Source organism: Pseudomonas rustica (assembly GCF_018336155.1).
Classification (GTDB): Bacteria; Pseudomonadota; Gammaproteobacteria; order Pseudomonadales; family Pseudomonadaceae; genus Aquipseudomonas; species Aquipseudomonas rustica.
Genome location: NZ_JAGYHF010000002.1, coordinates 437,499 through 461,539 on the forward strand (window position 1 = coordinate 437,499; position 24,041 = coordinate 461,539).

At 55.2% G+C, this 24,041-nt stretch carries 25 protein-coding genes; 14 read left to right on the forward strand and 11 right to left on the reverse strand.

Going from position 1 to position 24,041, the window contains the following annotated elements; translation table 11 throughout:
* Window positions 1–149: 149 nt before the first annotated feature.
* Complete coding sequence (locus tag KFS80_RS27135; RefSeq protein ID WP_127648876.1) at window positions 150–446, reverse strand: transcriptional regulator; 297 nt, start codon at window positions 444–446, stop codon at window positions 150–152.
* A gap of 86 nt (window positions 447–532) precedes the next feature.
* Between KFS80_RS27135 and KFS80_RS05175 the strand changes: the two genes are divergently transcribed.
* The gene (locus KFS80_RS05175) at window positions 533–1,312 is read left to right on the forward strand and encodes an XRE family transcriptional regulator (protein ID WP_105225920.1); all 780 of its coding nucleotides are present in this window, start codon (window positions 533–535) and stop codon (window positions 1,310–1,312) included.
* Here the strand turns inward: KFS80_RS05175 and KFS80_RS27395 are convergent.
* Window positions 1,301–1,711 (reverse strand): hypothetical protein, encoded by a 411-nt coding sequence (locus KFS80_RS27395; RefSeq protein WP_476748419.1) that lies wholly within the window; start codon window positions 1,709–1,711, stop codon window positions 1,301–1,303. The genes KFS80_RS05175 and KFS80_RS27395 overlap by 12 nt on opposite strands.
* Window positions 1,712–1,945: a hypothetical protein gene (locus KFS80_RS26870; protein ID WP_246541684.1), complete on the reverse strand. Its 234-nt coding sequence runs from the start codon at window positions 1,943–1,945 to the stop codon at window positions 1,712–1,714. It lies immediately after the preceding gene.
* Here KFS80_RS26870 and KFS80_RS05185 point away from each other — a divergent pair.
* The 6 genes from KFS80_RS05185 (at window position 1,944) to KFS80_RS05210 (ending at window position 5,714) form a co-directional block, all read left to right on the forward strand.
* Window positions 1,944–2,381, forward strand: coding sequence for a tellurite resistance TerB family protein (locus KFS80_RS05185; protein ID WP_212544144.1), 438 nt, complete (start codon window positions 1,944–1,946; stop codon window positions 2,379–2,381). The two genes, KFS80_RS26870 and KFS80_RS05185, sit on opposite strands and share 2 nt — an antisense overlap.
* A gap of 269 nt (window positions 2,382–2,650) precedes the next feature.
* Window positions 2,651–3,064: an Arc family DNA-binding protein gene (locus KFS80_RS26875; RefSeq protein WP_246541630.1), complete on the forward strand. Its 414-nt coding sequence runs from the start codon at window positions 2,651–2,653 to the stop codon at window positions 3,062–3,064.
* A gap of 268 nt (window positions 3,065–3,332) precedes the next feature.
* Window positions 3,333–3,545, forward strand: coding sequence for a hypothetical protein (locus KFS80_RS05195; protein WP_212544145.1), 213 nt, complete (start codon window positions 3,333–3,335; stop codon window positions 3,543–3,545).
* Window positions 3,538–4,122 carry a hypothetical protein gene (locus KFS80_RS27140; RefSeq protein WP_212544146.1) on the forward strand — a complete coding sequence of 195 codons (585 nt, stop codon included), beginning with the start codon at window positions 3,538–3,540 and terminating at the stop codon, window positions 4,120–4,122. The genes KFS80_RS05195 and KFS80_RS27140 overlap by 8 nt, the downstream gene beginning before the upstream one ends.
* Window positions 4,119–4,379 carry a helix-turn-helix domain-containing protein gene (locus tag KFS80_RS05205; RefSeq protein ID WP_212544147.1) on the forward strand — a complete coding sequence of 87 codons (261 nt, stop codon included), beginning with the start codon at window positions 4,119–4,121 and terminating at the stop codon, window positions 4,377–4,379. The genes KFS80_RS27140 and KFS80_RS05205 overlap by 4 nt, the downstream gene beginning before the upstream one ends.
* Window positions 4,380–4,538: 159 nt before the next feature.
* Entirely contained in the window at window positions 4,539–5,714 is a 1,176-nt protein-coding gene (locus KFS80_RS05210) for an Arm DNA-binding domain-containing protein (RefSeq protein WP_212544148.1), read from the forward strand.
* Between the two features lie 41 nt (window positions 5,715–5,755).
* Here KFS80_RS05210 and KFS80_RS05215 read toward each other — a convergent pair whose 3' ends face one another.
* Window positions 5,756–5,926 carry a hypothetical protein gene (locus KFS80_RS05215; protein WP_212544149.1) on the reverse strand — a complete coding sequence of 57 codons (171 nt, stop codon included), beginning with the start codon at window positions 5,924–5,926 and terminating at the stop codon, window positions 5,756–5,758.
* 21 nt (window positions 5,927–5,947) lie between these two features.
* The gene (locus tag KFS80_RS05220; protein WP_212544150.1) at window positions 5,948–6,586 is read right to left on the reverse strand and encodes a Clp protease/crotonase-like domain-containing protein; all 639 of its coding nucleotides are present in this window, start codon (window positions 6,584–6,586) and stop codon (window positions 5,948–5,950) included.
* A 409-nt stretch (window positions 6,587–6,995) separates the two neighbouring features.
* Here KFS80_RS05220 and KFS80_RS05225 point away from each other — a divergent pair, with 409 nt between their 5' ends.
* Entirely contained in the window at window positions 6,996–8,252 is a 1,257-nt protein-coding gene (locus KFS80_RS05225; protein ID WP_125970978.1) for an integrase domain-containing protein, read from the forward strand.
* 288 nt (window positions 8,253–8,540) lie between these two features.
* Here the strand turns inward: KFS80_RS05225 and KFS80_RS05230 are convergent, their stop codons facing one another.
* Both KFS80_RS05230 and KFS80_RS05235 read right to left on the reverse strand, forming a co-directional pair.
* Window positions 8,541–10,346: an ATP-binding protein gene (locus KFS80_RS05230; protein ID WP_125970709.1), complete on the reverse strand. Its 1,806-nt coding sequence runs from the start codon at window positions 10,344–10,346 to the stop codon at window positions 8,541–8,543.
* Window positions 10,343–11,557, reverse strand: a complete 1,215-nt coding sequence (locus tag KFS80_RS05235) for an SIR2 family protein (RefSeq protein WP_125970710.1) — start codon at window positions 11,555–11,557, stop codon at window positions 10,343–10,345. The genes KFS80_RS05230 and KFS80_RS05235 overlap by 4 nt, the downstream gene beginning before the upstream one ends.
* A gap of 245 nt (window positions 11,558–11,802) precedes the next feature.
* Here KFS80_RS05235 and KFS80_RS26885 point away from each other — a divergent pair, with 245 nt between their 5' ends.
* From KFS80_RS26885 to KFS80_RS05260, 6 genes are all read left to right on the forward strand, one after another.
* Window positions 11,803–12,075 (forward strand): hypothetical protein, encoded by a 273-nt coding sequence (locus KFS80_RS26885; protein WP_240661757.1) that lies wholly within the window; start codon window positions 11,803–11,805, stop codon window positions 12,073–12,075.
* Between the two features lie 95 nt (window positions 12,076–12,170).
* Complete coding sequence (locus KFS80_RS05240) at window positions 12,171–13,139, forward strand: DUF932 domain-containing protein (protein WP_125970713.1); 969 nt, start codon at window positions 12,171–12,173, stop codon at window positions 13,137–13,139.
* 79 nt (window positions 13,140–13,218) lie between these two features.
* The gene (locus KFS80_RS05245; RefSeq protein WP_125970715.1) at window positions 13,219–14,220 is read left to right on the forward strand and encodes a YqaJ viral recombinase family nuclease; all 1,002 of its coding nucleotides are present in this window, start codon (window positions 13,219–13,221) and stop codon (window positions 14,218–14,220) included.
* 86 nt (window positions 14,221–14,306) lie between these two features.
* Window positions 14,307–15,215: a recombination directionality factor gene (locus tag KFS80_RS05250; protein WP_125970716.1), complete on the forward strand. Its 909-nt coding sequence runs from the start codon at window positions 14,307–14,309 to the stop codon at window positions 15,213–15,215.
* A gap of 29 nt (window positions 15,216–15,244) precedes the next feature.
* The gene (gene radC, locus KFS80_RS05255; RefSeq protein WP_125970718.1) at window positions 15,245–15,742 is read left to right on the forward strand and encodes a RadC family protein; all 498 of its coding nucleotides are present in this window, start codon (window positions 15,245–15,247) and stop codon (window positions 15,740–15,742) included.
* Window positions 15,739–15,921, forward strand: a complete 183-nt coding sequence (locus KFS80_RS05260; RefSeq protein WP_125970720.1) for a hypothetical protein — start codon at window positions 15,739–15,741, stop codon at window positions 15,919–15,921. Before radC ends, KFS80_RS05260 begins: the two co-directional genes overlap by 4 nt.
* 186 nt (window positions 15,922–16,107) lie before the next feature.
* Here KFS80_RS05260 and KFS80_RS05265 read toward each other — a convergent pair whose 3' ends face one another.
* The 4 genes from KFS80_RS05265 to pglZ form a co-directional block, all read right to left on the reverse strand.
* Window positions 16,108–17,454, reverse strand: coding sequence for a DNA-processing protein DprA (locus tag KFS80_RS05265; RefSeq protein WP_125970721.1), 1,347 nt, complete (start codon window positions 17,452–17,454; stop codon window positions 16,108–16,110).
* The gene (locus KFS80_RS05270) at window positions 17,451–19,550 is read right to left on the reverse strand and encodes a RecQ family ATP-dependent DNA helicase (RefSeq protein WP_125970722.1); all 2,100 of its coding nucleotides are present in this window, start codon (window positions 19,548–19,550) and stop codon (window positions 17,451–17,453) included. Before KFS80_RS05270 ends, KFS80_RS05265 begins: the two co-directional genes overlap by 4 nt.
* Window positions 19,551–19,657: 107 nt before the next feature.
* Window positions 19,658–21,706, reverse strand: a complete 2,049-nt coding sequence (gene brxL, locus KFS80_RS05275; protein ID WP_125970723.1) for a protease Lon-related BREX system protein BrxL — start codon at window positions 21,704–21,706, stop codon at window positions 19,658–19,660.
* Complete coding sequence (pglZ, locus tag KFS80_RS05280; protein ID WP_125970724.1) at window positions 21,707–24,025, reverse strand: BREX-1 system phosphatase PglZ type B; 2,319 nt, start codon at window positions 24,023–24,025, stop codon at window positions 21,707–21,709.
* Between the last annotated feature and the right edge of the window lie 16 nt (window positions 24,026–24,041).

The window sequence follows — 24,041 nt, forward strand, 5'->3', positions numbered from 1 at the left end:
GAACCCGCCGGCAAGCGGGTTTTCTGCTTTCTGGGATTTAGAAAGTCAGAATTAGGTGCAGGCCTACTGCTAGGGTTTGGCCAGCTAAGGATCAGCCAAGCGACGAAATCGCATAAGTCCACAAACGATGCTGTTCATCTAAACAGTACCTACGCGAACGTACTGGATGCGCATACAGAGCCATCAGGCCCACGTGCGCGGATCGGGAATTCAGTGGAAGATTCACCTACCTTGTGGCGAGCTTCGACCTGAGCAATAAGCTCGCAGAGCGAAGAGGCCTTGATCGCGCCACCGGTTACGATCTCGGCAAGCATTGCCTTTTCGGGGCTAACCTTTTGCGACCCGGACAGCCAATAAGAAACCGTTGCTTGAGACACGCCGAGGGCATCCCCGGTCTTCGACTGGCTACCGAAATGATTTATTAGTTCGCTAATTTTTTGAGCCATGAGGCCGGCCTCTGATAAGTCTTTTTATAGACTGCACAGAAGCAAACTTCTTTGCAACCCCATAAGTATCTTTATAGGATCAGAGGATGAATCTATCCGACCGAATCAAACTTGCCCGGAAGAAAGCAGGACTTACCCAGTCTCAGCTTGCCGAATCCGTTGGTATCGCGCAGACAGCCATCAGCCAACTCGAATCCGGGAAGACACTGCGATCTTCCTATCTGGTTCAGATAGCCAGGGCATGTGGCGTGAACAGCACATGGCTAGCATCCGGGGAAGGCGAAATGCTTTCGCCAGAAGATGTTGCGACCTACTTCAGTAGTGAGCTTGAGGAGATCCTCCGCGGCGAACACGAGGATGATGCAGCGCTCAACTCTGCATTGCGAGACAGGATTGAAGAGCTCAGGAGTGCGAGCCGGTACGCGCCTTCCAACTCTCTTCTGACGGAGGAAATACCCTATCTGATTGAGCTGGACGACCCTCGCGACCCATCGAAGACGGTCGTCGAGATTAGCGTAAAGGTTCATCTCGACCTCAACACCGAAATACTATCGAAACAAGGCGTGCTACCCGAACACGTTGTGGCGGCAGCGATCTCTGGTAACTCAATGACCCCCGTTCTACAGGACGGCGGCACCGTTGTTGCTCACTTGCGCGAGACTCAAGTCGTTGACGGTCGCATGTACGTGATAGACCACGGAGGGCAGATCAGGGTAAAGGCGCTCTACCGACTGCCAGGCGGCGGCGTACGCATGAAAAGCTACAATACCTATGAGCATCCCGATGAGACGTATTCGGTGCGCGAGATGGAAGACGCCAACATCCGCATCATGGGTCGCGTCTTCTGGGGCGCATCATTTTACTAGCTCAACCACAAACTCCCGAAAAACCCGGATCGCCGGGTTTTTTTTCGCGTGCCGGTTAGGAAAATCAGCGACCTGGTAAAAATAATAAAAATACTGCTTGATCACTTCTATAAATCTGCTTATATTTTTGTCCATCAGCAACGATTGTGACGGATAAAAGAGATGAGCACGGTTATCAATTTCGGCAAGCTCCAAGGCACCACCGGCGTACTTGCTGAGCAAGAGCTGCGTGCCGCCCTTGCTGTCTGCGCAGGCTTGGCCAATAAGGAAATCGCTCGCGTCGTTGGCTGCGCCCCCGGCACCGTCAAAAAATCCATCGAGCGTGTTTTCCACAAACTCGGTATCACCAGTCGTTCGGCAATCCCTACAGAGCTTTTCTGCCGTGGCATTGCGCGCCATCTAGTGGTGCTGATCTGCGCAATCCTCACTGGTCATGCTGCCATTACTGACGATCATCTGAACCGAATCCGCCGCCCAGGTGAGCGCCGCATCGAAACCCGCGTGGCTGTGCGCCGCATTGAGGTCGCCCTCACCGCTTAACCCAACCTGATTTTCGCGAAAGCCAACAACGCGGCCGGGATTCGCTCGGCCTTGAAAAAGCTCCACCCCAACCCACGAAGAGGAAACACCCATGTTCGGTATCGGAAAGAAACTGTTTGGCGCCAAGCGCGCAGTGAAAAAGCTGGAAAACCGCGACCTGATGCAGGCCATCGTCGGTGGTTGCCTGCTGGTGGCTGCTGCCGACGGCGAGATCAGCAAGAACGAGGCGGCGCAGATCGACATCCAGATCCGCGCCAATAAAGCCCTGGAGCACTTCGGCACGGAGATCACCAGCACCGTCAACCTGTTCACCGAGCAGTTGCAAGCTGGCTTCCGCCTCGGCCGCATGAACATCCTGCGTGAGATCCGAGACATCAAGAACAACCCTGCTGACGCCGAGGAGGTCTTCGTCAACATGCTGACCGTGGCCGAGGGTGACGGAAATATCAGTCCCGAAGAAATGAAGGTTCTCGCCGAGATCGGCGTGGAACTGGGCTTGCGCCTGAAAGACTTCGGTATCGACGCGTGAGCAGTTATCTGAAACGCGGCCTGATTACCGCAGCAGTGATCGCGGTGGTTTGCGCGGTAGGTGCCAGCCTGGCCGACCGCGGACTCTGTTCCTACTATGGATTCCAAACCGATCGTCACGTTCGATACGCAGCCTTCGTTGGCTGCTTGATCGAAACACCGACGGGATGGATACCGCGCAGCGAGTTGCGAGTCGTTCAGTAGCGTTTCACTGAAGCGCCTTCCCACGAAGGCGCTTTGGGAAGCAGATCAACATAGGAGCTTTTATCCATGAGCACTAAAGAATTCGATTCAAGAACAGCCGACAAATTTGTCGCACGCCTGCCTGACGGACTTCGCGGAGAGATTGAGGCAATTGCCACTGCCAGTGACCGCAGCATGAACGCCGTGTTTGTTCAAGCCGTTCGACAGTACACAGATGGCCAGAAGCGCCAGCAGCTGTTGCTCGATGCTCTTGCAAATGCTGCCCACCCCTCTCTTCACATTGATGAGCGCGTGCGAATGGCGGCAAACGCTCGTCGCTATGAATGGTTGCGCGACGTCGCGTTCAACACTCCTCGGCAGGATCTGCTGCCGCGAGATCGACAGGGCAACATGCTGACGGAGCGAGATCTCGACGCAGAGATCGACCTTGCGATGCACCAGAACCCAGGTGAGCAGGAGTTCGCGCCATGCGCGGAATGATCATTGCCTCCCTACTGCTGATCGCTGGTCAAGCCAGCGCCGAGCGCTTGCCATACGGGGTCAGTGTCTTTCACGACGCGGAACGCGGCGCAACCTGCTGGATTTACTCGAGCATCAATCTAGGCGGCATCAGCTGCTTGCCGGATAGTTCGCTCCCACAGAACGGCACTGCCGAGCGTGAGGCAGGCCGGGCGTCTCAGGCCAGTTCAGTGACTGAGAAAAGGCATTCGGTGGCCACTCCGCTCCCACAGGATGAGAGGTTCAAGCTATGACCAGTCCGAACAGTTTCCTGGAACGCGACCGTGAGAGCGTCACCGCGGGTAACGAGTTTGCAAGCCTGGGCGCCCGCCTCGTTCGTTTCGGTCAAGCTCTCCAAGAGCCCAGCACCACTGTCAGCGAGCTGGGGCGTCTGGCTAAGGCCTGCGGCATCAACTTCAAGTTGCGCGTGGCCTCCGACTCACAGGAGCATTCGCATGGATAAGCCGATGATCACGAGGAGCAACAGCCTCCGCAGCCAAACACCTGGCCTTGCCCACCCCCCACAAAAGTGCGGTGGTCATAGTTTCGCCGGGGCGTTCGGTGTAGGCCTCTTCGTGAATAATCTCCAGTTCTTTGGAGTAAACACCGACAAACAACTGTGTCGCACCTTTGCGGGAAAGGCGGACTTGGACATCTATGACGATTCCGCCATCCAAGACCTCACTGTGCGTTCTGTGGTGAAGCTCGCAATCCGCCCACATCCAAAATATCGATCCGCGATGAGGCATTTTCGTCGCACTCCTTGTTTACGAGAGATTGTTGACCGCAAAAACAGAAGCTGTAGATACCTCCACTCTATTGGGACGTCAATGGATTCTTACAAACGTTACAGGTGTAACGTTTTAGTAGGGCTGTACAGCCGTCGCGACGCTGCGCGTGTGACCGATCCCGATCAGCGAGGCCTTGCCAATCATGAGGCGATCACCAGCGCGACCGAGCGGTTCTTGAACGAGGCCGCTGGCAAGCTTCACGGGCGCACCGGTGCGTTGATGAAAACAATTGCAGGAGGCCGCTTATGACTACCAAGCCGATATTCGATGGTGAAAAGCTGGCGCTACTCAGAGCGCGGGCCGGCACCACCCAACGCGACCTTGCTGAAAACGTCGGGACAACTTCGTCCATGATTTGCAAGTACGAGGCCGGCAAGTGCCAGCCCAGGCTAAAGGCGGTGCTGCGCCTGGAGGAAGCGTTTTGCGTTGAGCGCGGCGGGCTGTATGTGAAGGTCGCGACACCACTCACGGATAACGAAAACGTGTCGCGACACGAAGAGCGGTGAAGCTATGCGCTACGTGACCGTCAGGAAATTTGCCAGCGAGTCTGGCTACACAGAAGACGCGATCCGCTCAAAGATCCGTGACGGGATCTGGCGGCTCGGTGAGATATGGATCAAAGCGCCGGATGGCCGGACGCTTCTCGACATAGAAGGATATGAGTCATGGGTAGAGGCGGGCGGGGAGTTCGGGCAGTCTCCGATTCGAGCATCGAAATCACGTTCATGTATCGGGGCGTCCGGTGCCGCGAGCGGATCACGCTCAAGCCCACCGCCACTAATCTGAAGAAGGCCGAGCAGCACAAGGCTGCGATCGAGCATGCGATATCGATCGGCACCTTCGACTACTCGGTAACCTTCCCTGGCTCGGCCCGGGCGGCGAAGTTCGCGCCCGAGGCGTCGCGCGAAACCGTGAACGGCTTTTTGACCAGATGGCTCGAGGCGAAGAAGAAGCACGTCGCGAGCAGCACGTTCGATGGTTATCGAAAGCTGGTCACCCTCCGCCTGATCCCGGAGCTAGGCGACACTATGCTCGTGGATCTGAAGCGCAAGGCGGTGAGGGACTGGCTGGACACACTGGAGGTGGGCAACAAGACGCTCAGCAACATCCAGAGCTGTCTCCGCTCCGCGCTAAACGATGCGACTGAGGAGGAATTGATCGAGCAGAACCCACTGGCGGGTTGGACCTATACGCGCAAGGCTGCGCCGCCGAAAGAGGACGATGTCGATCCGTTCAGTCCCGAGGAGCAACAGGCGGTGCTGGGCGCCCTCACCGGCCAGGCGCGCAACATGATGCAGTTCGCCTTATGGACCGGCTTGCGCACTAGTGAGCTCGTTGCGCTGGACTGGGGCGACATCGATTGGCTGCGGCAAGAGGTCATGGTGAGTCGTGCAATGACCCAAGCCGGAAAAGGAAAGGCCGAGACAACCAAGACTGCTGCAGGTAGGCGGAGCGTGAAACTGCTTCGCCCGGCGATGGAAGCGTTGAAAGCGCAGAAAGCGCACACGTTCCTCGCAGATGCCGAGGTGTTTCAGAACCCGCGTACGCTTGAACGATGGGCGGGGGACGGCCCGATCCGCAAGACAATGTGGGTGCCGGCGATGAAGAAAGCTGGCGTTCGGTACCGCCGGCCGTACCAGACTCGCCACACCTACGCCTCGATGATGCTGTCGGCTGGTGAACATCCGATGTGGGTTGCCAAGCAGATGGGGCACACAGATTGGACAATGATAGCGAGAGTTTATGGCAGGTGGATGCCAGCAGCAGACCTTGTGGCAGGCGAAAAGGCGGAGCTAATGTGGAGCCAAACAGAAAACGAAAATAAGATAAAGCTAAAATGAAAAAACCCCTCACTTGGAGGGGTTTTTTTGAGGTTTTACGTTCAAGCGATCACGACGGGCTCGACAAGACCTTTCGCTGTACAGATCTCATGGATTTCACGAGAGGCTTGCTTGTAGCCGGCTAGTACCTGCATCGCCTTCTCTTGATTGGCTTTCCGTTCGTCGGCCGTAGCAGGCCTGAGATTACGCAACGAATTCCCCAGCATTTTCATCTCTCCACTCCGTTGTATTTCTTAGACGGGAATCAAGCAGTCTTGGTTCCCGTAATACGAATCACGCATCCTGTAAATCGCATGGCGGTAGGACAAGCCATTCTGCTCATGGATCTTGGCCTCTTCTGGGACTGCGGCCGGTTGGCCTTCGTTCCCCGAAGCAAGCATCCGTAGATACATCTCTTCGAAAAGCAAATCGAAGAGCTTGAATTTCTTCTCAAAATGGGCCTTCAGCACGTGCCCATCATCCATTTCATCTGTAAAGCAGATGTACAAGCCTTCGCCAAGACGAGGCCGGTGATACATGACTACGCCAGGCTTTCGAGGAGGAAGTGATTGCACTCTCGCAGTAGGCCACACTCGAAACCACAACCAAATAGTGGCTGCGGCACTCATCACGTATCTACTGAAAGTAATCTCAACGGACGCTTTTGTCTCATGAAGATTTTTTATCAGTTCGATCATCTGATCTACGTCGCCACCGCCATTGTGACGTAAATGTAGCTCAATTTTCTCTCCTGTCGCCGCTGCTGCCAGAGCGTTCAGGATAGGCGCCACGCTTGCAACCGAAATTTCATCAGGAAGCATCAGCTTTAACGTATTCGTATCGTCAGCTGCCTGTAGGGTATCGGCTGCTTGGGGTTCTACTTGAGCGTCCACTGCTTTATCAACCACGGCGAAATGGATGCGCGATTCTATAGATGGTTCATTGTGCCAGCAACATAATTTATGAATTTAAACGAGCACAACCTATTCGTTTAGTCGCCGGGTTTAAAAGCGGAACGGTTGCTCAATTTCATAAATGCCAGGTTTATGCCAACCTCTGAGCTGAAAGCCGCATGCTACGAGGCTTAGACGGGGGTTCAAATCCCCCCGGCTCCACCAACACAACATCTAAAGACGTCCACGGACGTCTTTTTTTGTGCCTGAAAACCAGTAAATACGGGGCTTTCAGCGCCACCAGCGTCCACGGACGTCCATGAGCAGCCATCCCTTTTGGCATTCCAAATGGCATTCCAAGCCCATAAGTGCTAATTTTTGGAATGCCAAATCCAATCCTGGAATGCCAATGTGCGCACAAGCTACTCGCCTCTCTGAGCTCAAAATAAAATCTGCCAAGCCTTCTGAAAAGGACTACGTCCTGTTTGACGGCGGCGGACTTCAAATGCGAGTGAGAAGTAATGGCTCTAAGCTATGGAACTTCAACTATCGACACCCCGTGACGAAGAAGCGGATCAACATGGGCTTAGGTACCTTCCCTGAAGTCTCGTTAGCGCAGGCACGAAAGGGTTCCATTGCAGCGAGGGAAGTACTTGCCCAAGGCCTCGATCCTAAAGATCAACGAGATGCAGTGCTGCAAGCAAAGCAAGCTGAAACCGAGCACACATTTCAGAATGTTGCGACGTCCTGGTATGAACTGAAGAGGGATGCAGTGACACCAGCTTATGCCGAGGACATCTGGCGCTCGTTGACGTTGCACGTTTTTCCGGATTTGAGCACCACACCGATCTCAGCCATCAGCGCACCGCAAGTCATCAACCTGCTTCGGCCACTCGAAACCAAAGGCAGTCTTGAAACAGTTAAACGGCTATCACAGCGACTCAACGAGATCATGACCTACGGGGTCAATTCGGGACTGATTCACGCAAACCCGCTTAGTGGGATTCGATCCGTCTTCAAGAAGCCGAAAAAGAAGAATATGGCGGCACTTGCTCCCGATGAGCTGAAAGAACTCATGGTGGCAATTGCCAATGCCAGCATAAAAAGGACCACTCGCTGCCTTATCGAATGGCAACTCAACACCATGACCCGCCCAGCAGAGGCAGCCACCACCCGCTGGGCGGACATCGACTTCGAGAAGAAGATCTGGACGATTCCTGCTGAGCGCATGAAGAAACGCCGCATACATATCGTGCCGCTCACAGATCAAGCACTGGCGCTGCTGGAGGCAATCAAACCATACAGCGGACACCGGGAGTATGTATTTCCTGCAGACCGGGACCCTCGAACCCATTGCAACAGCCAGACCGCCAACATGGCGCTAAAGCGCATGGGCTTCGAAGGTCGGTTGGTGAGCCATGGCATGCGCTCAATGGCTAGCACTATTCTCAACGAACACGGCTGGGATCCTGAGTTGATTGAAGTAGCGCTCGCCCACGTCGATAAGGACGAGGTTCGCAGCGCCTACAACAGGGCGGACTACATCGAGCGCAGACGACCGATGATGACTTGGTGGAGCGAGCACATTCAGGAAGCTGCAACTGGGAATTTGTCGGTGTCAGCGATCAAGGAAAACCGGGACAAAAAAGTCGTATCGATACGCTGATCAGTGACCAATATCGACCGAGACCGTTAAAAAAGATTTTTCGATAAAAGCAGCAGTCAAAAATCAGCGCGACTTTTACGCCTCTACGTAAAATATTTGTCTGCTGTTGTTGCAAGCTTAACGTAGAAACACGGACGCCCGCGCTTCTACACTGCTTGAGTCAGAAACGACCAGCGAAAAATCAATCTGCCCCCCTTTTTCGAAAGCTTATAGCTGCCACAGAGACGTATTGAATGAGGCAATGCAGAGCGGGACAGCGCGTCCAGCCCAAGTAAAGCTCTCTATTGTTCAGTCTAAAGCCGCAGGCCCTTCGGGGGCTGGTTCGCTCCAAAGCTTTTCGAGATCGACGTCCTCACTTGCCGGCTGCTTGTTGCTAGGCAGCCGGTCCACCTGGATCACCATTGGCAGATCGAAAGCCGTTCCCGTTACAACGCAGCACCCCTGAGATAGCCCAGGGATTAGGCTGCGCGACATACTGTCTAACGTCGAGATTGTGTTATCAATGAGGAATAGATCTCTGTCGTTGACCAGCCGGTGGATGAAGAAGTTGTGCAGCTGCGAAACGATGGTCGGGGAGATGTCGGCCGGGCGCTGGCTGGCGATCGTAACGAACATGCCGAACTTGCGCCCCTCTTTAATGATCTCCTCGAACTGCTCAAGCCGATAGTCCTTCCAGCTTTCGCTTTCGCGTTTGGACTGTTCGGACAAGATATTGTGAGCCTCATCAACGATGATGTGGACCGTGCGGTCAGGAGGAGTGGCCACAGTGGACTTGTGCACGTTGTAGTAGTGCTTAGCGAAAAGCAGCGGTAAGACCTTCTTGACCTCGTTGTTGCAGCGGCGAAGCGAAATGACAGTAAGTAGCTTCTCGATCTGCGGCACATCCGTGATTACCAGAACCCTTCGCAAACTGGCAAGCGATGACTCGACGCGCTTGAGCAGCGGCTGGATGTGCTCGAACTGCACATAACCGGCGTTCAGGTCAGACATCAGCTGCAGATTGACGCGAAGGACAAGCTGGTCGAACTCGTCAAGGCCCTGGATATTAAGCGTGTCGACGGTCTGCTCAATGTGCGCTCTGTATGCGTCGCCGTTTGGATCTATGAACGCTCCCCTGTAGTTGAAGCGCCCGTTTCGATACCAAGTGACATCACCCAGCAAATTTTGAACAGCTTGGTTGTTCATGCGTCGAGCGACCGTGCGCATCAGATCCAGCGTCGCGGGCTTGACCTCACCGGCGCAGAACGACTGGCGAAACTTGCTCTTCGCATAGGCCGCTAGCGATGCCGGTATCGCCCCATACTTCTGCTTGCCCACTATGACCCGGTTGAGGAAGGGGCGCTGCGTATTGAGGGTCGCCTGGAACAACAGAGAGAGCGTCTCAAGATCCCAGAACTCCGACAGTGCCAACGGAAACCTTGAGCTGACATCATCAACATCAGGGTTAGTCAGTGTCGAAAGCTGGTAGACCATCTTGTGGGCTGCTGGCGCCAATTGCTCACCTCCGTACTCTCCGTTGAAGTCGAGGATGATGAAGCGACTCTTGCCCGCAATTAGCTGCAGCTTCTGATCGAAGAGGACGGTGTAGAGCTTTGCCAGCGTATTGGACTTACCACTGCCGGTGTTTCCGAAGATGCCAATATGGCTATTGAACAGGCGCTTCCAAGGAAGCCCTATAACGATTTCCTCCTTGAGCATGCTACCAATCTTGAATTCGTTCTGGACCTTACGATCGAAAATCGATCGGATGCGCTCCTCCGAAAGCAGGAATGCCGGATCCTGAATCATTGGCAGGTATTTGATGCCCTGCGTGAAGCCTGTTCTGTCAAAGAATCCGATGGGCTTGGCCTCAACTTTCCGGACATACGTGGGCTTACCATCCTGCGTATCCATCCGGGTTTCATCGAGGTACTCCCCCTCGACCATACAGATGATGTCGCGAAAGCCCCGCTGAATTGACAGGTATTCCCGGATCGACACCCCCTTGTACTTCTCACCAGCATGGAAGAGTGTCTCCTTACTGGACTGTTCGTCGATCCTCAAAATGATCTTGGTGCCATGAACAGCGATGACTTCACCAACGCGGAGGCTCATATCAAATCCTCCAGATCATCCGCAGTACCTGCTTCGGGTGCAGCATCCTCGGCGGCACGGGGAGCCGGCAGTGGAGCAGCATGCACGGCCAGCGCTGCCGTTGCCGCTCCTGCAGCTTCAGGCCAAACCAAAATTTTCTCGTTGAATGCAGTGAAGTCGAGCACACCGTCTTCGAGCACAACACACTTGACGTTGCGATTACCCTTGAACTTGTGGCGCATTACCTCGTAACTGTTCTGACTGAAACAGCAGATGAACACCTCAAGACCCGGGTTGGACAGCGAGCGCATAACCAAGTTAAGGATGTGCTCGTCTGCGAACGAAAAACCGAAGGTGATCAGCACCGCGTTCGGTTTCTCAAGCTCGTAGCTCAGCAGTCGGAGCATCTGGTAGTAGTGCTCCTCATACACCGTCTCGTGGAACTTCCATTTAGTCGGGTTGACGATGGGAGCTTGCTCGTACTCCTCCCAGAACGCATTCAGCACTTCATCGGTGAAACCGGGGGCCTTCAAGTCCGCCAATGTCGCATCGGGATTGGCTAACGTCGCGGAGAACGGTTGCAGCAGGGCCACTGCTTCGGCATTCATCAGCGCAGGCCTGTCCGACAGGTCGTAGCGAATCTGGATGACCTCGTGCATCTTGTTCCAGTACACCGACCCATGCAGATGAATTAGATTAATCTGAGGGATGCTGCTCTGGTAGCGGCCAAAGACACCAGCCTGGCATAGGTAAGATCCGAAGTTCCTGGCCTGCAGGATCCGCCGTGTGAAACCCCGCGCGCCGTCGTTGAGTACGAAGTCAGTGTTGCCTTCTTTGAGCAACTCATCTGCCACAAGAGGGAAGCACCCGTCGTAGTTCGTGGTGAAGACATTGCATCGACGGTCTAACGCCTTTCGGCGCTTCACCATCTCAAGGACCGTCGATAAGAAGGTTCGATAGTTTTCGATGACTTTCCGCCCCTCTTCGGTGGCGTTCGCGATCTGGATGGTGAGCTGCTCTGCAGGCCGGATGCACTCGTTGTAGTAGTGCATGAACAGTGGGATAAGGCGCCGATCCTTTTCGTGCTCAAACTTAGTTGCCAACTCCTCCAGTGTGTACTTGCCGTCGCCATTCCGCAGTTGAAGCTGGAGTGTGGGCAAAAGCCCTGATGAAGCCCCCGATCCAAACAGAAAATTGACGTCCTTATCGTAGATGTCGCCTATCGAAATCACTGGCACTTCCCCATTGTGGCTGTTGTTCTAGATGAGTAAATCGTGCCAGGAGACAGTCGACAAGGCATAGCAATGTATTCTGCACGCAATGGAGCGCGGCGATGCACCGGCTGACTAGGCCATTCGATTCAAAAAAATCTCAGCCACACATAATCGCCTTGACCACACCACCAAGGAGGTTTGCCCCCATGTCATTGCACTGCCCTCGCTGTCACTCCCCCAAAGTAGCTTCTTTCCATCACGCCATGAAAATCGGGGCGGCCATCGGCACCGTAGGCGGTGCCGCACGCGGCATCAGCTCAGCTCTAGCAGGTGGTCAAGCTGGTGCGCTCATCGGCGCTATCGCCGGGCCTGTCGGCATCACTCTCGGCTCAGTGTCAGGCGCCATCCTCGGTGGCCTAGCCGGTGGGGTTGGTGGTTGTGCGCTCGGAGCGCAGCTGGGTGAGTCACTGGACCGCCACGTCCTGGCCCATAACCTCTGCCTGCTCTGCGGTCATCGCTTCAACCTGCCGACCTGACCTGGCCGCATCACACCTTTCTATCCATATCGTTCGGCCAGTGCTGCGCTATGCGCGGCGCTTTATGCCGGCGCGCACCCAAAGGAATCTCGAACATGGCTCATCTCGTCGAAACCATGGCCTACGCTGGCGCTGCTCCCTGGCATGGCTTGGGCAATCAACTAACCCAGAAACAACCCATTGAAATCTGGCAACGCGAGGCCGGCATGGACTGGAAAATCCAGGAAAGCCCCGTGCATTTCAAATCGGACAGCATCGGCACGCTGGGCGCTATCCATTCCTTCCCGGAGCAGAAGGTGCTCTTCCGTTCAGACACCAAGGCTCCGCTATCGGTGGTTTCCCAGCGCTACCACACCGTGCAGCCGCGTGAGGTGCTGGAGTTCTACCGGGATCTCACCGAAGTCTCAGGCTATGAGCTGGAAACGGCTGGCGTGCTCAAGGGTGGACGCAAGTTCTGGGCGCTGGCGCGCACTGGCCAGGGCGCAGCGCTCAAGGGTAACGACCAGGTCAACGGCTACCTGCTGTTGGCAACGTCCTGCGACGGCACCCTGGCTACCACGGCAACCCCGACCACTGTGCGCGTGGTCTGCAACAACACCCTGACTATTGCCTTGGACGGTACCAGTCGCGCGATCAAAGTGCCGCACAACACTCGCTTCGATCCGAAAGCAGTGAAGAAACAGCTCGGCATCGCCGTCTCGCAGTGGGATGAGTTTATGTACCGCATGCGGACCTTGTCTGAGCGCAAGGTTCAGTGGCATGAGGCATTGGGCTTCTTCATGACAGTGTTGTGCGACGTAAGCCCCAACAGCAAGTTGCCTGAAGTACTGCCCAACGAACGTGCGCTACGCAAAGTGCAGGCGCTGTATGAAAGCCAAGGTCGTGGCGCCACGCTGGCGTCAGCCAATGGCACTGCCTGGGGCCTGCTCAATGCCGTGACCGAGTACGTGGATCATGAACGCCGTGCTCGCAGCAATGAGTACCGCATGGACTCTGCCTGGTTCGGCCAGGGCGCGCAGATCAAACAACGCGCCCTGGACACTGCCTTGCAGCTGGTCGCCTGACCGCTTACCTCCTCCACCCCATAACGCCCGATCAGCCTGGTTGCTGATCGGGCGTTTTTATGTCCACAAGGTGAACGCTATGAAAGCTACTTCGTTGAGCCGCGCCAGCAAGCCGCGCCCAGCGCTGCGTTTAATCAGTACCAAGGAATTACCGCGTGAAGATTGGCTGATGGTGCGTAAACAGGGTATCGGCAGCTCGGATGCAGGTGCTGCGGTAGGACTAAACCCCTACAAGTCGCAGCTGGAACTGTGGTTAGAAAAAACCGGTCGCGACACCATGCTGCCAAAGGCTGATCCGCACGATGAAGAAAGCCCGATGTACTGGGGCAATGTGCTGGAGCCCATCGTGGCCTGGCATTACAGCAAGCGGACCAGCAAACGCGTACGGCGCATCAACGCCGTACTGCAGCACCCGGACCCGGAGCTGCCCTGGATGCTGGCCAACATCGACCGCGAGGTAATCGGTGCTGACGATGTGCAAATCCTCGAATGCAAGACAGCCGGCATCAACGGCGCACGTCTCTGGAAGGAAGGTGTACCGGAGTATGTGCAACTGCAGGTAATGCACCAGCTCGCGGTCACTGGCAAGCAAGCGGCGGATGTGGCGGTATTGCTCGGTGGTCAGACGCTGGAGATCCACCGCATCGAACGGGACGAGCAGATGATTGCCCGCCTGATCGAGCTGGAACGCAAGTTTTGGCACTACGTGGAGACCGATACACCACCACCTGCCGATGGCTCAGCGTCGGCTGAAATAGCACTGCGTGCGCTCTATCCGGAGGACAACGGCCAGACCGTCGATTTCAGTGACCGTGCTGGGTTGGCTGCGGCCTATCTGGAGCTCAAGGCAGTGCGCCAATCCATCAGCGAGAAGGAAACGCGCGAAGCCCAGCTCAAGCAGATGCTGCAACAGGCAATGGGCGACGCTAGACGAGCGGAGTTCAGCCACGGCTTTATCAGCTGGAAGAAATCCAAGGACAGTACCGTACTCGACGTGGATCGAATGCTCGAAGAAAAGCCCTACCTGCAGGTTCGCTACACCAAGCTCAAGGAAGGCAGTCGGCGCTTTCTGGTTGGCTGACTCTCCCAAACTCAACCATTCCCCCCTGGCCAGCCCATGTAGTTCGCACTGCATGGCTGGCTTTTTTCATTTCCAGGAGAACCACCATGCTCAAAGGTCTGGCTATTACACCGCCGGTACTCGGGCGAATTTCCATCGGTAAGATCATCGAAAAGAACGGCAAACGCCTGCCGGAGAAGGATGACCAGTTCACCATCACTTCTCAGGTGCAAGGTAAGGACGGCTGGCTGCTGCACCCGCTCAACGATGAGTTGCGTAAAGGTCAAGAAGACAAGCTACGTAGTATCCCGGTGCGCCTGCTGTTCAACGAACCGGAGCTGAATTTCCGCGCCGACTACACGCTGTTTGATCGCCAGTCTGGCAGGCCGCTGTGCGTGGGCAATGGCGAAACCTGCAAGCGCGTCACTCAGGACGGCATGCAATCACTGCCCTGCCCATCGCCCGATGCCTGCCCATTGGCCAAGGGTGGCGCCTGTAAGCCTTACGGCCGGCTGAATGTGCTGATTGGTGATGATGATCCACTGGGCAGCTTCGTGTTCCGCACCACTGGCTTTAACAGCATCCGCACCCTGGCTGCTCGGCTTCATTACTTCCAGGCTATTTCGGGCAATCGGTTGGCCTGCCTGCCGTTGGAGCTGCGCCTGCGTGGAAAATCCACCCGACAGAGCCATGGCACGCCGATCTTCTACGTAGACCTGACGGTGCGTAGTGGCGTCGACATGAGTGAAGCGCTGCGGGTTGCTAATGAGTTGGATGAACAACGGCAAAACGCCGGTTTCGATCAATCCGCCCTAGATGAGGCGGCACGACGTGGCTTCGGCAACGGCGCGTTCGAGGACAGCGAAGAAGACAGCGGCGCGGTGATTGAGGAGTTCTTTTCAGTCGAAGGCGGCGCTGAGAAGCCATCGTCCAAACCTACACAACAGCAATCAAGCAAACCCAGCCTGGCTGAAAAGCTTGAAAGCCAATGCCAGCAACAACCCCTTAACGCCTAAAACCGGCCAGCCGGCCCATGGAGCAAGAGATGAAATTGCACAAGCTTAAAGCCGGTGAAGCCACTGGCACCTATCTGGTCGAATCACCCGTGAGCGAAGCCGACATTCTGATGATGGCTCATCAACTGGCCAGTCAACGTCTGCATCGGGGGCGATCGCTCACGACTCCCAAAGCTGTATTCAGCCACTTACAGACGCTGCTGGGGAACTATGAGTACGAGGTGTTCGCCTTGCTGATGCTGGATAACAAGCACCGCGTGCTGCAGTTTCGGGAGCTGTTTCGTGGAACCTTGGATGGAGCCAGCGTGTACCCCAGGGAGGTCGTCAAGGTTTGCCTGGAAAACAATGCTGCCGCAGTTATCCTGGTTCACAACCACCCGTCAGGTGATCCGGAGCCTAGCCAGGCCGACCGTACCCTGACTCGCAAGCTTCAGGACGCACTGAACTTGATAGACATCCGAACGCTCGATCACGTCGTGGTGGGCAGTGAAGGATGCGTGTCGATGGCTGAACGGGGGCATCTATGAAAACCACCATGCTGGCAATGCTAAAACTACTTGGAGCACTGCTCGTGTTCGTCGGCATCCTAGTTGGCTGCATGGTGGGGCTGTTGCTGGTGATAGCAATGGTGCGCTTTCCACCACTACTGATTGCAGTGCTGCTGGCTTGCTGGATCTTCAACCGACTGCAAAGAAATATAAGCTGACTACTTCAATGAGTGAACTCCCAGCGTGATCAGCTACCAAGCTGTTCACGCTGAAGCGTCTGAACTTTTCTTTTTGCCTGTCGGGTCCTTGTATTCCGCTGCTGCAGTGCCGGTATACATGCAGGTGATATCAGTACTCAGCCTGCAGGAAAGTGCCGCTACGCACGTCCTCATGGGATTCGGCGATCAATCGAGGCCGAGCCCCATTTGACCGGCAGAAGCACTATCTGAAGTTGCGCGAGGTTGACTCTCAGCGTTCGAAACTTTTAGATGTTGGTAACGCACCGGTTTGGCTAATTTCTGTACTGCCCCCTCATCGACTGATGTCTTAAGCCACTCTGTGATCTGCTTCTTGGGCAACTCCCATTGGGCAACCAGCTCATCAATCGTCGCTGCTCGCCCAAGGCGTTTCAGCTTCTCAAGGAAAAACTGATAAAAGCTCAATTCGGCAAGACCAAGAGAACTTTCATCCGATGCTTTGGTTTTTTCCCGGGACGGGGCAGTTACTAGTGAAGTTTGTAACTCTGCTTCTGTGCTGGTATGGCTCAGACTAGATAGCTCAACTTCCGTGGAAACAGCCTCGCTATCAAAAGTCCGTGGGGTTGTTGAATTAAGGGGCATAGACAAAGCCTGCACATCTAACTGCTCAGCCTCGCCATCCAACCATTGTCCACCTTCAGTCACGAGCATCCGATTACCGGACTGAGTATCCTGGTCTCTTTTTACCCAAAGAGGCACCCAAGCCTTTTTCAAATTTTCAATGGCCCCGCTCCAGGTTCCGCCCTTGATATCGGAACGAACCACAACCGCAGCGCGACTCAGACAGTAAATGTACTTGTTACGGGCCATGGCATTGCCCGCATTGAAACCGGCCTCGGGATAGAACGGAGAAACCAACACGAGATTGTTATTCATCAACCCCTGCCTCCATTTACTGGCCATTGCAGCTTTCAGCAAGCTATCCGCCATAACACCTATAACCGTTCCCTCCTGGAGCAATCCGCCCAGCATCGCAGCCTCATCTACTCCGCGAGCACCACCGGAGACCACAGACTGCCCAGCAACAGCAATTCGTCTCCCCAATGCCTTGGCATAATCCAGATCAGCCTCGCTTGCATTGCGAGCACCGACTACAGATACGCCACCCTGATTAAGCAAGCGCGCATTGCCGCATCCAAACAACACAGGCGGCGCACTGTTTCGTAGCTGATGCTTAAGTAGTTTGGGGTAGTCGGCATCCGAGCGGGTTAGGACCCATATTCCCACACGACTCCATTTCTCTAGCGCCAGCGCCAGCGCATGACCACGCCCAAGCAACTGCTCGATTCGCTCCAGCGAGATTTTGTCATCCTGCCATCCCTGTAACACCCCGCACGGCTCGGATGTAACCAGATCAGCGGGGGTCTTTCCCTGCTCATTGAGCCAGACTGCAAAGCGCCCCCACTCAGTAGGGGTAAGCGGCTTTGCGTCGCCTACTGACTTCGAGAAGTAGGAAGTCAGCAGCAGAATGGCCTGAGTCGTGGTATTGATCATGTCTTACTTGCCGTAGAGGAGATTGCTAGCGGATAAACCGGTCCACTGCCCACCCGCCGAAGCAGTGCAGCAATAACCGTCATAGTCCAGCCCGAATCGATCATGTCATCGATCAATAGTACTGGACCGGAAGGGATGCTTTCGCTTACTGCGAACACCCCATCAAGATTTCGACACTGATGGAAACGATTGTTCTGCCACTTTTGTGGCTCATTTTTCTTGATCTTACTAATGCAGTCGACAAATGGGACACCCAGAGCAACAGCGAGCCTGCGAGCAAAATCAGGAACTAAGGTTGGATGCCCAAGGGAGGGCACGCAGCACACCCAAGCGGGCTCAGGAGTCGGCCGCCAGCGAGCTCGAATCATTTCGGCCATGGCCTGTACCAATGCTTCATCGAAATGTCCGATGTCCTTGCCGTCTGCAGCCAGCTCTCCCCAACCACCATCGCGCCACTGCGAGAGTACACGCCCCTCATGCGCCTGCAGCTCCTGCGGCAGTCTGAACGGAAAGCCATATTGACGGAAAGCGTCCTTAGCGACTTCTTTCTTGGGTTTAATGGGGAGCTCAGCTTGCCGAATAAATCTTGCAGCCTGATGCACGAGAAGTTTGCTATCCACATCGGCGGGCACTAAAGCTTTACCAATACAGTTGGCACATTTACCGCAATCCGCGTGTTCAGGGTCATCCAAAGCACTGCGCAAGAAAGCCATCAGGCAACGGGGCTCATCAAGATAGGCTTTGACCTGCAGCCACTCACGCTCACGTAATTCAGTGAGTTGCTGAATACGATCCTCGTCCAAGTCGAAATGAATTGGAGTTCGGTACCATTTGCTGCCTCCCTTAATCAGCGGTGCAGGGTTTTCCACGCTAAGAATTTTAAGGATTTTTTCAATCTGCCCTTTGGCGAGATTGCTGTGCTCCTCCAACTCCCGGAGCGTCAGCCCATCGAAATCAGCAAGTACACCCAGCAAGTGCCGAACTTGGCCAGAGGGTGGGAAAGCCGAACGCCGGAAGAAATCATGAATCTTCTCATCCTCGTCACCCGACATCAGCAGGCCCAGCGAATAATCAATAGCACGCCCAGCACGCCCTACCTGCTGATAGTAAGCAACGATTGAGCCTGGTGCTTGGTAGTGGATGACAAAACCGAGATCCGGCTTGTCATATCCCATGCCCAGCGCCGAAGTAGCCACCAACACCTTCATCTCGTTTGCCAGCAACGCATCCTCTAGATGCTGACGGTACTGGTCACTGTTGGCGAATTGCTGATGCGATACATCACTGTGATAGGCCGATGCCTGAATCCCCTTGGCCCGTAGCCAGCGCGCCACCTGATCGGCATCACGCTGAGTAAGGGCATAAATAATGCCTGTACCGGGCAACCTTGGAATATTCTCCGCCAGCCATGCCAGACGTGTCGCCTTATCAGATATTCGCAGATTCTGCAGCGCTAGACTTTCTCGCACCAAGGTACCGCGCACGATAGCGATATCACCAAACTGCGCCTGAATGTCTTTAACCACCCGGTCGTTAGCTGTGGCCGTAGTACCCAGCACCGGCGTATTGGCTGGGAGGAAACGCAGAATATTAACGATGCGCCGGTAGTCTGGCCGGAAGTCGTGCCCCCAGTCCGAAATACAGTGCGCCTCATCAATCACCATCAGCCCAATACGGTCCGCGATGGGCTGCAGGATATTTTCCATAAAGCCATCGTTCGCCAGTCGTTCCGGTGAGATCAATAAGCAGTCAACCTGATTGGCGAGTACAGCTCGGCGAGCCTGCTCCCACTCATGTGGATTGGTTGAGTTGATGGTGATCGCACAAATGCCAAGTCGGCGAGCCGCCTCTATCTGGTTACGCATCAGCGCCAGCAAGGGCGAGATGATAATCGTCGGCCCCTGCCCACGCTCGCGCAGGATGCGCGTGCTGATGAAGTAAACGGAGCTTTTGCCCCATCCTGTACGTTGCACAACCAGCATTTTCTTGCGCTGGTTCACCAAGGCGTCAATGGCCTCCCATTGCCCGTCCCGGAACTTTGCACCCTGATCGGCGATAGCGACTTTAAGGAGTTGTTCGGCTTCGTCTTGTTTCATAGTGAAAATCCTTTTCTTGGGAAGATTTCCTGGGAACGATTCATTTATTCAACGCACTCTGACTGCCGATACTCCCAGATTCATGTCTGACTTGTTCGACACCGAACCTACTCAACAATCGCCTTCAACAACGCATCACGCGCATCCTGGTAGAACTGGATGTCGATCTTCGTCGCCATGTCATCAGATAGGTCGTACAACTGGCGCCTAGCGGTTACCGGCATCAGCAGCGCACTGGCTCCCTTTTCAACCGCCAGCTCAGCGATATTTACAGCACTGCTGATCGGCTCGATGGAACCACCCAGGTTGATTTCGCCGACTACGATCAGACCGCCCTTAACCGACTTTTTAAGCAGGCTGCTGCACATGGCAATCAGCGCTGCCATGCCTAGCTTGGAGCCGCGCTTTGAGGCGTCGAAACCTCTAAGCTGCACGGAGAATTCGTGGGCACGTGGATCGCGGTCACCAATGAGTTGAGTTGCTCTGGAATACAGGTTCTGCTCTGCATAGCGCAGCGATTCTTTAAACGCTGCGGGGGCCGGGTTATTGAGAATGCGCACACCAGAGCCTGGGCCTTCATTCACCTCGATGCGATAGAGGCCGGCGTTATCGTCGATATCGGCACCGCCTTCGCTGATAGCCCAGATCTGGCCTGGCTCCAGTGGATCATCACCAATTTCGTTGTTAGCGCGCAGCTCCGGTGTGGCAACAAACTTCTCCACGCCGTCGGCACCAATGAAATAGCTAAAATGCGTGTTGCGGAACTCGGCGGCACCAACGCGCTTTTGCTGTTCCTTGACTCGACGGCGCACCTCCAAACCCAGACGGGTTGCCCACTCCAGATCTTCGTCGGACACAGCCATTTCCGGATCCGGGGACATCAGCTTGAGCAGACCTGAGACGGTCTTGTTAACCGCGTTGGTGTCCCGCCCACTCAGCGCCCCGCCTAAGTGAACGCGATTCTGCATAGCGGACACACGACTCTGAAAACGCAAGCGGCTCATGCATTCGGAGAAAAAATCACTGACCAGACCAAAATGGTCGGTGGTCAGATTTTTATTCATTTTGGGCACATCCCAGCCAGGCAGGTAGCAATGGATGCGATCCATCCAGGCCGTGTCGTCACGCATTTCCGCAGGCAGCGGGCCAAACAGATGACCCACTCGCTGCTGGTGCTCTACATCGACATCGAAGTTGCCGACAAACACCATGGAGCCGTCGGCGCGGATACTCTCTTTACCTCGGCTAAACTCGCCCGACTCCATGTAGCCCTTCATGATGTTGATCCCTTCCTTGGTATCGAAAGAGATGCCGCTAACCTCATCAAAGCAGACCACGTCGTACTGACACACCAGGCCGCGCTGGCCGCTGGCATTGTTCACGAACATTTTGGCGATGGTAGCTTTGCCGCCGGAAATCAGGTGGGAATAAGGCGAAACTTGCTGGAACAAGTGACTCTTACCTGTGCCACGCGGCCCAAGCTCAACCATGTTGTAGTTGCGTTCAACGAACGGAACCATCCGCAGTAGGATGGCGTCCTTGGCACGCTGTGAGAGCTCACTTGGTTCCAAACCGATCGAGCGAACCAGAAAATCCCGCCACTCTTCGCTGCTGAATTGAGTTCGTGCCTCGGCCATTACGTCCAGCACATTGCGATTGGACATCTGGATGGGGCGCAACTCGGCAATACCGAAGGCGTTGCCTTTCTCTTCCGCAATGACGCTGTCGTACGTTAGCGTCACCTCAGCATAGAAGCCCCCGGTCAGCAGACGCTCGTTATCGTCGACAACTTTATCTGGGATGCGAACTCGGCTGAGGTTCAAGCTGGGTAGCGAGGCAAGGTAGCCACCTTCTTTTTCAACAAAGCGCACGCTGACAATATCGATCAGTTTGGCCGAGCCAGTTTTATACGCGCGCGCTTTAAACAGTTCCTCCTCGCCAGCACGCACAGTGCGATCCGAGAGCTGTCGCTGGACGATCTCCAACCCCTCCTCAATTTCAACAGGATCGGTAGAGGCGCAGTACCTGCCCAACATAAATTCGACAACATAGGTCGGAACCGGAAATTGGCGGGCAAAGGTCCTAACCAGATCTTTGCGCACGATGTAGCCTTCAAAGGTCGAGGCCGCTTTGTTATCTAATAAGTCCAATTCCACTTATTCGCCTCCTACCAGCGTCGGTAGCTTCGCTAAAACGTTGCCTTGCTCATCCAGCAGCACCAGCACGGCGGAAGTATGTTCGTACTGGTCATCGACCATCAGGCTGCACTTTCCATCTTTTAGGGGCTTGCGCTTACTTATTTCAGAGCCTGCATCGGCCGCATGCGTTCTGAGCACTGCCATCACAGACTCGGATGCAGTCTGCGCCTGGATCTTGCACGTGAGCCCAAGCCAACGCAGATCAGAAAGCGTGGCCGAGGTGGTAGCGCTCGTGGCGGGACTCTGTGTACTGCGAACTTCAATCACCGGCGTCAAACATTCCTGCAAGCTCAGACCACCGTGGTCGTAGTGTTGTCCGGCTTTGAAGCTACAGGCGCCTGGGGCCATGGCGATGCTGACAGCGCTGTTCCAGTACCAACCGACCTGCTGATAACCACTGTCGACAGAGTCTTTGATAACCGCACAGCGGCCCCAGCGAGTTTCAGTTAAATGCTTGGCCAGTTCGACCTTGGCCATAGATGCTGGGGTCAGCATCCAACCGTGGTCGGTGACGATACGGATCTTGCGCCAACCTGCAGCCAGAAGCTCCTCAACCCGCTCCTGCACCTCAGCCAGCAAGGTATCAATCCGGGCAGCCAGCTTTAGACCCTTTACATGACCTTCTTTGTCGATATCGCCGCTTTGTACCCAGGCATTGGAAGTCGGGTCGCCCGAATCCCCCTCTTCCAAATACTGCCAGCCTTTTTCCTGCAAAAACTTCTTCAGGTAGTAGCTAGAGAAGTCCGTATCGTTGTCCAGTAAGCTGGGCTCAAAATCGCGGTCAGTGGTTCTGCCGGTCAGGCGATCATGCACCGGTGTAATCGCCGCTTTAGCTGTTGCGGTTACCGAAGGCAAGGCCGCCCAAGTTGCCGAGAGCCGCACATCACCCAAGTGCTGCAGCGCCTGATTCAGTCTCTGGGCAATGTCGTAACGCAGGCCGTCGACAAAGAAAACCACCTCGCCAGCCACCGCATACTCAGCTGTGGCTTCATTGACCTGGTTGCTGCCCGGATACCCCTTCGACCGGACCAAGCCTTGGAAATTGCGTGTCACCTCATCCAGCCATGGCGTGTAAATCAGCGCCAGAACTTGCTGCACCAACACTTGTTGGCTCGCGGGTAATGGGCAAGCCAAGGCTTTGAGTACCTGATCGTCTGCCTGCCAATATTGCTCCCGGTACTGCACGGCCATTTCATCCGCATCAGAACCTGAAAACACCTTGGCCGTTTTTTCAGCCACCTGGCTCAAGTGGCCAAGCGCGCCTGCCAAAGGAGCCAGATCAAGCTCTGACCATACCCAACTGCGCCGCTTAGCATGCCTCTGCTCCAGAGTCTTAAGGCTCTGCCGGGCCTTATCGCATCCTCCTTGCAACAATTGCTGGAGTGATAGTTCGAGATCTTTCTCTTCACTGGCATTGATAGCGGGATAGCTAGCGCCATCAGCAGCAAGATCCGGCTGCACTTTCAGCAACAACTCCGGCAAATGCGGGTAATGCTGACAAGACTCTGTGTAACGCTGCCAAACACTGTGCCAAATACCCTGATGCTGGCACAGCAGCTCGGCAGCTGTTAGCACACCATCTTGCTCAGGGCTGAAGTGATACTCGGTTTCACAGATACCGGCCAGGGCCTGCCAACGCGAGGCATCCCAGCGCTCACGGCAGCTCTTGCTGTCATTCATCCAACTGAGCAGATCACGCACCGGGTCGCTGCTTACCAGCTTATTGAAGTCTGCCGCCTCTAGGCGTCGGTTGCTCAGTTCTTCGCGCTCATTTTCAAGAATTTCAGGCAGAACACGCAGCATGGCCTGTTGGGCTTTTTCGTCTTTGGCGACATCTAGTCCTGCGCCACCGTTACTGGAAACCAGGAAGGCATTCACCGTCCAGTCTCGACCTGAGTTGCTGTAGATCCACCAACAGCCTCGATATTGCAGCTCTGCTAGCGGTTTAAGGGCATCCGGACAAGAACCGATAGCGCGCAAATCGCGGCGCTCCACGCCTGGCAAATACACTATCGGAGTTCGATCAGACGGCAATACGATTTCAGGTAGAACGCCATCGACCACACACTTGATCCAAATAGCCGGCCCGGTCTTCTTCTCGGGCGCATACTCACCCAACACGATCAGCTCCGGCATTGCGGCCTGTAATAGAGGCAGTGCGGGCGCCCACTGGCACAGCTTGTCTGTCCAGAGGATCACGCTGGGCGCGACTTGCACATTGGTGTTGTAGGCTGCGCTTCCGCGGATCTCGGCGGCCAGCAAATCGATCAGTTTCATGGCATTCCTTGGAATT

Excerpts from the sequence above, each read along its gene's own strand:
- KFS80_RS27135 (WP_127648876.1), bottom strand. The coding sequence starts at position 446 with ATGGCTCAAAAAATTAGCGAACTAATAAATCATTTCGGTAGCCAGTCG.
- KFS80_RS05175 (WP_105225920.1), top strand. The coding sequence starts at position 533 with ATGAATCTATCCGACCGAATCAAACTTGCCCGGAAGAAAGCAGGACTT.
- KFS80_RS27395 (WP_476748419.1), bottom strand. The coding sequence starts at position 1,711 with ATGGCGCGCAATGCCACGGCAGAAAAGCTCTGTAGGGATTGCCGAACG.
- KFS80_RS05185 (WP_212544144.1), top strand. The coding sequence starts at position 1,944 with ATGTTCGGTATCGGAAAGAAACTGTTTGGCGCCAAGCGCGCAGTGAAA.
- KFS80_RS26870 (WP_246541684.1), bottom strand. The coding sequence starts at position 1,945 with ATGGGTGTTTCCTCTTCGTGGGTTGGGGTGGAGCTTTTTCAAGGCCGA.
- KFS80_RS26875 (WP_246541630.1), top strand. The coding sequence starts at position 2,651 with ATGAGCACTAAAGAATTCGATTCAAGAACAGCCGACAAATTTGTCGCA.
- KFS80_RS05195 (WP_212544145.1), top strand. The coding sequence starts at position 3,333 with ATGACCAGTCCGAACAGTTTCCTGGAACGCGACCGTGAGAGCGTCACC.
- KFS80_RS27140 (WP_212544146.1), top strand. The coding sequence starts at position 3,538 with ATGGATAAGCCGATGATCACGAGGAGCAACAGCCTCCGCAGCCAAACA.
- KFS80_RS05205 (WP_212544147.1), top strand. The coding sequence starts at position 4,119 with ATGACTACCAAGCCGATATTCGATGGTGAAAAGCTGGCGCTACTCAGA.
- KFS80_RS05210 (WP_212544148.1), top strand. The coding sequence starts at position 4,539 with ATGGGTAGAGGCGGGCGGGGAGTTCGGGCAGTCTCCGATTCGAGCATC.
- KFS80_RS05215 (WP_212544149.1), bottom strand. The coding sequence starts at position 5,926 with ATGAAAATGCTGGGGAATTCGTTGCGTAATCTCAGGCCTGCTACGGCC.
- KFS80_RS05225 (WP_125970978.1), top strand. The coding sequence starts at position 6,996 with ATGTGCGCACAAGCTACTCGCCTCTCTGAGCTCAAAATAAAATCTGCC.
- KFS80_RS05230 (WP_125970709.1), bottom strand. The coding sequence starts at position 10,346 with ATGAGCCTCCGCGTTGGTGAAGTCATCGCTGTTCATGGCACCAAGATC.
- KFS80_RS26885 (WP_240661757.1), top strand. The coding sequence starts at position 11,803 with ATGAAAATCGGGGCGGCCATCGGCACCGTAGGCGGTGCCGCACGCGGC.
- KFS80_RS05240 (WP_125970713.1), top strand. The coding sequence starts at position 12,171 with ATGGCTCATCTCGTCGAAACCATGGCCTACGCTGGCGCTGCTCCCTGG.
- KFS80_RS05245 (WP_125970715.1), top strand. The coding sequence starts at position 13,219 with ATGAAAGCTACTTCGTTGAGCCGCGCCAGCAAGCCGCGCCCAGCGCTG.
- KFS80_RS05250 (WP_125970716.1), top strand. The coding sequence starts at position 14,307 with ATGCTCAAAGGTCTGGCTATTACACCGCCGGTACTCGGGCGAATTTCC.
- radC (WP_125970718.1), top strand. The coding sequence starts at position 15,245 with ATGAAATTGCACAAGCTTAAAGCCGGTGAAGCCACTGGCACCTATCTG.
- KFS80_RS05260 (WP_125970720.1), top strand. The coding sequence starts at position 15,739 with ATGAAAACCACCATGCTGGCAATGCTAAAACTACTTGGAGCACTGCTC.
- KFS80_RS05265 (WP_125970721.1), bottom strand. The coding sequence starts at position 17,454 with ATGATCAATACCACGACTCAGGCCATTCTGCTGCTGACTTCCTACTTC.
- KFS80_RS05270 (WP_125970722.1), bottom strand. The coding sequence starts at position 19,550 with ATGAAACAAGACGAAGCCGAACAACTCCTTAAAGTCGCTATCGCCGAT.
- pglZ (WP_125970724.1), bottom strand. The coding sequence starts at position 24,025 with ATGAAACTGATCGATTTGCTGGCCGCCGAGATCCGCGGAAGCGCAGCC.